Origin of the sequence: Citrobacter sp. Cb041, from assembly GCF_030336655.1 — a bacterium.
GTDB lineage: Bacteria > Pseudomonadota > Gammaproteobacteria > Enterobacterales > Enterobacteriaceae > Citrobacter > Citrobacter braakii.
On sequence record NZ_JAOWDD010000040.1, the window covers coordinates 325,106 to 326,604 of the forward strand.

At 40.6% G+C, this 1,499-nt stretch carries 2 protein-coding genes and 1 pseudogene; all 3 read right to left on the reverse strand.

Annotated elements, in window-relative coordinates:
- Positions 1-245, reverse strand: a pseudogene (locus tag OGV52_RS16990) (hypothetical protein); the annotation flags it as partial.
- 43 nt (positions 246-288) lie between these two features.
- Entirely contained in the window at positions 289-810 is a 522-nt protein-coding gene (locus OGV52_RS16995) for a DUF6392 family protein (protein WP_200052158.1), read from the reverse strand.
- A partial coding sequence (locus tag OGV52_RS17000) for an S-type pyocin domain-containing protein (RefSeq protein WP_287108833.1) occupies positions 807-1,499 on the reverse strand: 693 nt, incomplete at its 5' end. The genes OGV52_RS17000 and OGV52_RS16995, both read right to left, overlap by 4 nt.

A 1,499-nucleotide genomic window follows, 5' to 3' on the forward strand; every position in this document is an offset into this window, starting at 1 on the left:
ATACGAAAACGTACACGTGTGCGGGCTTTCCCGTTTTGTTGAGCAATTTTCCGGAGATCATATTCTGAGATATAATCTTGACGGGTGACGGTGACGGTCTGACGGGTGTATGCACCAATCAGCATTTGCCCGTGGCTCAGGTTATGGTAGAGCTTGTCGCCACGTATACTCTGCAGCATTTCCGTCTCACCTTCATTCAGCCCTTTCGAATAGAATATAGCTAACAAGAAAATTACCAATGGGTTTTAATAGCCGTATTTTTTGTCAGATAATCCACTTCCTTTTTGATTATATATCTACACCCTCCCTCCGGAGCTTCTCAACCCTTGCCTGAATATCCCTGGCATGATCGATTGAATAGAAAACAATTGTCTCAACAAAAAGATAAGAATTATAGAAAAACTGGACAGCAATATTCTGATTAGGGGGCAATAAAGGATATATCTCAGTAGCGCCACGACTGATTATTCCATCAGGTTTGGGTTTTCCATAAATCATTGGGTTCCCTAAATGCGTACGAACCCATTTCTGAGTCATTACAGGTTCTAAATTAAACGGCATTTTATTCGGAAAAATCCAGTCCGTTTTTTCTTCATCTTCGAGAATCAATGCAATTTGACGAATCTTTTTATCTTCAGTGTTTTCAAATGTTAAATGAAGCCCCTCATCTTGCTCTAGATTTATATAAGCATCATCCTCATCCTTGTCTTCATCTCCTGGTTTTATTTTATAGGGGATTAGGTTTTTATCATAAATATCCTGATAACGCTCCCCTAGTTGCTTGATTAATGCTTCAACATTAATAGTCATTTATACCACCCTTTAGCAACGTTTAACTCATGAATTCTTGCTCTCATGGGGTCCACCTCTGATTCAGGTAAACCATATTTACTAACAAGTTCTTTTGACAATGCATTCCAGTTAGAATCTACTGCAGATCTTAAGTCTTGACTATCGTGCTCACTCCTTTTCGTGACATCTCCATAGTCGTTAGTGACTTTCGTATGTTGACGTCCGCCATATGTTTCACTGTCCTGCTGATGCGCTTTTTGTTTTATTACTATGGCGGCTATATCAGACATTTTTTTCCTAATATTAACGGGTGCTGCTAAAGGGTCATCATTCAAAATTTTTTGTTTACAAGCTGCCTGAGATGGAAGGTGGTCAAATTCAACTTTACTCCCATCTTTATCCACATTTAAGTACTTTTCACGTAATTTTCCATAATAGTCTATTTCAAATTCAACAGCAGGCACTTTTTCTTTCTTAAAGTAAACATAAATTGCTGGTACTGCCCCCATCGGGTCAACGATGATAAAGTCATTGAAATCCCGGTCTTCAATAGGCAGCGTTTCAATATTTGGCCCCTTCTCCTCCGCGATCGGCGTTCCCGGTACGGGGGGTAACGATTCAGGTGCCGGGTTAGGCAATCCCCAAATACCCCGAGAGTCTGGGACTGGTGTAGGTGGCGTGGAATAACCGCCAGTTTTACCATCATG